Genomic DNA, 6571 nt, shown 5'->3' with positions numbered 1-6571 from the left:
GGAATTTTTTAGTTTCAGGATCAGCTATTGGATTTATCTCTTTTATTTTAGCTGTAAACTCTTTTTCACCTAAATCAGAAACAATCACTTTAGCTGGCGAACCTACTTTTAAACTATTTAGCCATTTCCCTGGAAAATCAACTGTTATATCCATATTTTTTTCATTAACAACTGTAAAGATTGTCGTATTCGGCTCTACTACATTTCCAACTTTTAAATTAAGATTCCCAATTACTCCAGTTAATTCTGATTTTCTTGTTAATTTTTCAAAATTTGATTTCGAATCTTGAAGCATAGCTTTTTTTGAACTAAAAGAACCAAGTGCATCTGTATATGTATTTCTATAGTTTAAAAATTCAACTTCTGAAATCATCTGTTTATCGTATAATGTTGAAAATTTATTAAAGTTTTTCTTTGCTGATTCTAAATTATATTTTGATGCTTCAAAACTTGCTCTTGCACTTTCATAAGAAGCTTCTGCTGCTGCATCAGTAAACTTAACAACAACTTCACCTTTCTTTACAGAATCTCCATTTTTCTTTAAAATTACCTTTACTGTACCTTGACTATCAAGTGTATGATTTACTCTTTTTTGAGGAAGTAATGTTCCATCTGTCATATAAAGATCCGAAACTTCTTCATCTTTAACAGTAGATATTACCACTGGTTTCTTTTCTACTTTTACTTTTACTTCTTCTGTCTTTTTTCCACATGCAGTTAACAATAAAGCTACTGCTGATAATAAATATAACCCCTTTTTCATGTTTCCTCCCAAATATTAAATAAGTGATGATCTATATTTTTCAAAAGCAATATAATAATTAAGTATTGCTGCATTATAATTTACTGCTGCTTCTCTATGCTGACTTTCAGATAATAAGAAGTCAACTGTTGAAATAAGTCCTGCATTATATCTTTCAGTATCTATAGCAAAGTTTTCATCTGATGCAGCTAAAGCTTTCTTTCTAGATTCTTTTAATTGCTCCAAACGAATAACCTCTCTATAATTTCTTGTAACAGATAGTTTTATATTATCTTCAGTTATTTTCTTATTTAAATTTTCTATATTTTCATTATTTTGTGCCACATTGTATTCATCTATTCCACTTCCAAAATTAAATACATCCCACTTTACTTTAATTCCACCTCTCCATTCAGCATTATCAAAGCTTTCGTTAAAGTTATGACTTTCTCTTGATGTTCCATAGGTTGCAAAGGCATCTATTTCAGGAAGTAAACTTGATCTACTCACCATTTTTTCTGCTCTTGCATACTTAACCTTGTTTCCTGCTAGTTTTGCAGATAAACTATTTGTTAAAGCTTGACTTAAATCTGTTTTAAAATGTATCTCTTTTAATAAATTCTCAGGAACACTAAACTCTTGTAATGTTATAGTTTCATTTTCTGGAATCATTAATTTTAACTTTAAATCCTTTTTAGAAATTTGTAAATCTGTTTTTTTACCCGTTATCTGTGATTCTAGTTCAAGAATATTAAACTCTGTTTTTAACAAATCTGCTTTTGTTATTATTCTTAAAGCAAGTTGTTCTTTTTGTTTTTTATATCTTTCTTGTAACTCATCCATAGATGCTTTTAAAACTTCTAAATCTCTTTGATCATTTATTATTTTAGAATAATTTTCAATTATATTCATTCTAACGTCTCTTTTTTCAGTTAAATAATAAATATTTGCCATACTCTTTGAAGCTTCAGCTCCTAATATTCCACCTGTTATTGCTCCACCTTTAAAAAGAGGCTGATATACTCCTATTGACTGACTATATCCACTTTTTTCCTCTACATTACTTCTTTCTCCCACAAACATTGATCTTGTTTCGTGCTCTGACTTTTCATATTTTCCATTATAAGTTACCTTTGGTAATGCTAATTTAAACGCTCTTCTTACATTTAAATCCGCATTCTCTTTTGAGATTTCAGAAGTTTTTATTGATTTTCCATTATTCAATCCTAAATCAATTGCCTGTTCTAAAGTTAACTCTCTTGAAAAAGCTGCAGTTGACAACACTACTAGCAATACTAATAGTTTTTTCATTAATTCATTCCTCCTACTAAAAATTTTAAAATTCTATTTTTTAACCAATCAATATCTTTTCTTATATCAATATTTTCTAATTTTTTCCAGTATTCCGAAGTATCACTTATATAAAACTCTTCTATATTCTTAAAAAAGAATTTTTTTAATCTGTAAGCCTTCACTCCACCCATTATAAAAATAATCATATTATCTAATATCTCTTCATCATACTCTTCTTTTAAGAAATTTTCTAGAATATCATTCAATGTTTTTCTATTTAAAATCTCTATATTCACAAGTATCTCTCTTATTCCAGATCCTAAAGAGTCTAAATTTTTACTTAAATTTATTAAAATAAGATGATTCTTCAAATCATTTGGAGCTATTATTAATCTATTTTCTACAAATTTTTCTATCCCTTCTTCTAAGTTAGTTATATTTTCTAAAATATGATCATATTCCTCTTTTCTAGCATTTAAAATTTCAAGAACTATCTCCTCTAAGAGTATATCTTTAGATTTAAAATACGTATAAAAACTACCTTTTGCTATTCCTAAATTATTAGTTATATCTTCAACTCTAGTTTTAAAAACTCCTTTTTTTAAAAGAACATCCTTTGCAGTATCTATTATTTTATATCTTTTTTCAATCTTCACTATCACTACTCCTTTCTATTCTAATAAAAATGACTAAACAGTCACAATGTATTTTAATCCATAATGACTATTTAGTCAACTAATTATTTATATTTTACCAAACATTATGAGCACTTGAATTAAATCCTGAAGATGTTGAATAATATTTTGCATCTATTGGCTTATTATCATTTGTTAAAATTATTCCTTTTGTTGATTTTACAGCTTTTGTTGCCACTTCATTTTCATCTAAATTATTATAAACTTGACTTTGTGTACTATCTAAAATATGAAAACCTGATTTTTTATAACGATTTCTTTGATGATCTTTGGCTGCATAAGTCCTTGCTGCAACAGCTTGAACTTTTAAAGCTTCTAGTCCGAAACTTTTAGGCATCTCGCTTGGAACTACCTGTAATAAATACTCTTCAATAGGAACCTCATTTATTAATCTTAAATAGTTTCTAGCTCTTGATGGTCTTATTTCAAAAGTTCCTCTATATGTTGGGAATCTATATCTTCTTATATGTCTTCTTATACTTGGAACTGATATCATTCTTGTAGAACTTATTGTTATATAGTGTTTTGTCCTTAATCTAACTTTTCCACCTATAATTACATTAGTATATCCGTTTTTGCTTCTAAAATCAATATAAGTTCTTGGAGAAATATTTAAATTTCCACCTCTACTTCTTAACTTTATTTTTCCCGCTGAATATAAAGTAATTTTTGAATGTTCCAATGATTTAAATCCTGTATCCATTATCCCAACTCTTATATCCTCACTAATCCCTCTAACAGATTTAATATTTCTTAATTGAGTATTTGGATAATATCTTTTCAATACTTGTTGGTAATTAAAATTTTTATTTCTAGTTAAATCCATAGCTGTCCATTGTGGAATTCCAGTCCCATGACCAAAACCACCACCATAAAAAGTATATCCACTTGATGACAATTTTTCAAAAGCAAAGAAAGCTGATGGCAATAAATAAGGATTTCTTGATATGGGTTTTGAAGAATATTTTCCATCTCCATTTCTAGATCCATATATATTAACTGTTGATCCTACACTTCTTTTACTTAAACCTAATACATTTCTAACATTTCCTTCTTTTACGACTAAATATGTTCCTCTACTTCCTTTTATCATTAATTTTATTATTAACCCTGACTTTCCTCTTTGTAAAACCTTTAATTCTTGTAATGTTCCAACTGGATTTAAAGACACTTTTTTATTTATCCATTCACCTCTTGATAAAGTAAGTACTTCTCTTCCTCTTCTTCTTGCTAAATTAGCTAAATTTTTATTTAATACATTATTTAATTGATGTTTTGATAGTTTAAAATTCCATCTCCAATAATTAGAATTATCTCCGTGTCCTTTAGCTCTTAAATTTTTATAAAAATTTAAAAATTCAGATTCTGTATAAGCTCTAAAAGGTATCTTTGGATTTTCCATATCATTTACATATAATAAATATGGTATTGGTCTTGCTATTGGAAAATTATCTGCTTTATATTTCCCATATAAATCAACTCTATCACCTTTTAAAGTTTTAGAATATATTCTTTCATTATAATTACTTTTTTTAATACTTTCTATTTTCTTATAGTTTTTATAGTAATTTTCTCTTGATTTTGTATTACTACATCCAACTAAAGTAAGTAACATTAATCCCGCTATTACTTTCTTTAACATCTCATCTCCTTTTAAATACTTATGTTATTATTTTTTATGTGTAATCTTACTTTTTCCAATTCTTCTTGTGTATCTACACCAATCACTTCAAAATTTGTCTCTAATACTTTTATTTTATAACCATTTTCCAAAACTCTTAATTGTTCTAAAGATTCTGAATTTTCAAGAGGAGTACTGTCCATTTTAAAATAATCTAAAACAAAATCTCTTTTATATCCATATATTCCCACATGTTTAAAATAATTCCCTATATTTTTATTTCTTGGATAAGGAATTACACTTCTTGAAAAATAAATTGCATAATCATTTTTATCAGTTACTACTTTTACAAAATTTGGATTTTCTATATCTTCCCAACTGTGTAATTTATGTTTTAATGTAGACATTTTCAAATTCCTTTCCACTTTAAAAGAATCTATTAATGAATTAATCATATCTTTTTCTATTAAAGGTTCATCTCCTTGAATATTTATTATTACATCAAAATCTGTTATTTTTTCACATACTTCTGCAATTCTACTTGTTCCATTTAGATGATCCTCTCTTGTTAAAATTACATCTCCGCCAAATTTTTTCACGGCTTCATAAACTTCTTTCGAATCTGTTGCTACAATAACCTTATCTAAATTAGATTTTAAAGCTCTTTTATATACCCATTCTATCATTGGATATCCACAAATATCTTTTAATGGTTTCTTGGGTAATCTTGATGACTCATATCTTGCAGGAATAACTCCTAAAAACTTCATTTTACAACCTCCAAAATTAAATGTATAATATGATTATACATTTAATTTGTGTTAAAAAAAAGAAATTTATTCTGTAAGGAGAAAAATATGTTACGTATTTATTTTGTTAGACACGGTGAAACTGTTTGGAACACTAAAAAAATTTTTCAAGGAAAATTAAATTCCCCTCTTACTGAGCTAGGAGTAGAACAAGCTAAAAAGCTTTCTGTTTATTTAAAAGATATCCACTTAGATAAAGTTTATTCATCACCATTACAAAGAGCATTAGATACAACTAATTTAATTATTAAAAATCGTGATTTACCTATTAATCCAATTGAAGAATTTAAAGAGATTAATATGGGAGAAGTTGCAGGTATTCCTAAAGATGATTTTGAAAATAATTTTCCTGAAGCTTATTTTAATTTTTGGAATAATCCTGTAGAATATGATCCTTCTCCATTTAAAGGTGAAAACTATTCAGATCTTTTAACTAGAGTTGAAAGAGGATTAAATAAATTAATTGAAAACAATGAAAATAAGACAATTTTAGTAGTTAGTCATGGTGTAACTTTAAAAGCTATTTTTAATATTATTAATAATAAGGGAATAGATGAGTTTTCAAAACAGGAAGTTCCTGCTAATACGAGTACTACTATAGTAGAATATAATAATGGTAAATTTGAAATTATTAATTTTTCAGATACTACTCATTTATCATAAATAATTTATCTTAACTTAGGAGGTGTATTGTGACTACAGATATTAAAAGAGATTTTAATATTAATATTAAAGTTATGGGAATTGGTGGTGGTGGAATTAATGCTATTAACGATATGATAACTTTTAATATTGATGGAGTTAATTTTTTTGCTGCTAATACTGATTTACAAGACCTTTCAGCTGCAAAAACAGAATATAAAATCCAATTGGGACCGAGCATTACAAAAGGTTTAGGTTCTGGAGGAAATACTAATATTGGTAGAATGGCTGCTGAAGAAAGTCAAACTCTTTTAAAGAATTTATTAAGAGGAACAGATTTTTTATTCCTAACAAGTACTATGGGTGGAGGTACTGGAACTGGAGCTATTCCATATATAGCTAAAATTGCTAAAGATTTAAAAATTTTAACTATTGCTGTAGTTACAAAACCCTTCTCTTTTGAAGGTAGTAAAAAAATGAAAATTGCCAATGAAGGAATTGAAAATTTGCGGCCAGCTGTAGATTCTCTTATTGTTATTCCAAATGATAAATTATTAAACTTAGGAGATGCTAACATCACTATAAAACAAGCATTTGAAAAAAGTAACTTTGTTTTATATACTGCTGTTAAGGGTATGGCTGATTTAATGTTAGCTAAGGGATTAATTAATCTTGATTTCGCTGATATAAAATCTCTTTTACTTAATTCAGGAGATGCTATTTTAGGATTTGGAACTGCTCATGGTGAAAATAGAGCTAAGAAAGCGGC

General features: G+C 27.2%; 7 protein-coding genes. 2 read left to right on the top strand and 5 right to left on the bottom strand.

The annotated features are described in order from the left end of the window. The 5 genes from Q0V09_RS06125 to kdsB all read right to left on the bottom strand — a co-directional run. The coding region (locus tag Q0V09_RS06125; RefSeq protein ID WP_297487691.1) for an efflux RND transporter periplasmic adaptor subunit at positions 1-763 on the bottom strand (763 nt) is incomplete at its 3' end. 15 nt (positions 764-778) lie between these two features. Next, positions 779-2053, bottom strand: coding sequence for a TolC family protein (locus Q0V09_RS06120; RefSeq protein WP_297487688.1), 1275 nt, complete (start codon positions 2051-2053; stop codon positions 779-781). After that, positions 2053-2691, bottom strand: a complete 639-nt coding sequence (locus tag Q0V09_RS06115) for a TetR/AcrR family transcriptional regulator (RefSeq protein ID WP_297405239.1) — start codon at positions 2689-2691, stop codon at positions 2053-2055. The genes Q0V09_RS06120 and Q0V09_RS06115 overlap by 1 nt, the downstream gene beginning before the upstream one ends. A gap of 94 nt (positions 2692-2785) precedes the next feature. After that, complete coding sequence (locus tag Q0V09_RS06110) at positions 2786-4372, bottom strand: SpoIID/LytB domain-containing protein (RefSeq protein WP_297405241.1); 1587 nt, start codon at positions 4370-4372, stop codon at positions 2786-2788. An 11-nt stretch (positions 4373-4383) separates the two neighbouring features. Beyond that, positions 4384-5121 carry a 3-deoxy-manno-octulosonate cytidylyltransferase gene (gene kdsB, locus Q0V09_RS06105; protein WP_297487686.1) on the bottom strand — a complete coding sequence of 246 codons (738 nt, stop codon included), beginning with the start codon at positions 5119-5121 and terminating at the stop codon, positions 4384-4386. A gap of 87 nt (positions 5122-5208) precedes the next feature. Between kdsB and Q0V09_RS06100 the strand changes: the two genes are divergently transcribed. Both Q0V09_RS06100 and Q0V09_RS06095 read left to right on the top strand, forming a co-directional pair. Continuing rightward, the gene (locus tag Q0V09_RS06100; protein WP_297405759.1) at positions 5209-5823 is read left to right on the top strand and encodes a histidine phosphatase family protein; all 615 of its coding nucleotides are present in this window, start codon (positions 5209-5211) and stop codon (positions 5821-5823) included. Between the two features lie 29 nt (positions 5824-5852). After that, positions 5853-6571 (top strand): cell division protein FtsZ (locus Q0V09_RS06095; RefSeq protein WP_297487684.1); only part of this gene is annotated, 719 nt, incomplete at its 3' end.

The organism is uncultured Cetobacterium sp. (genome assembly GCF_947039425.1).
Lineage (GTDB): Bacteria > Fusobacteriota > Fusobacteriia > Fusobacteriales > Fusobacteriaceae > Cetobacterium_A.
This window is presented reverse-complemented; position numbering and strand designations above follow the sequence as displayed.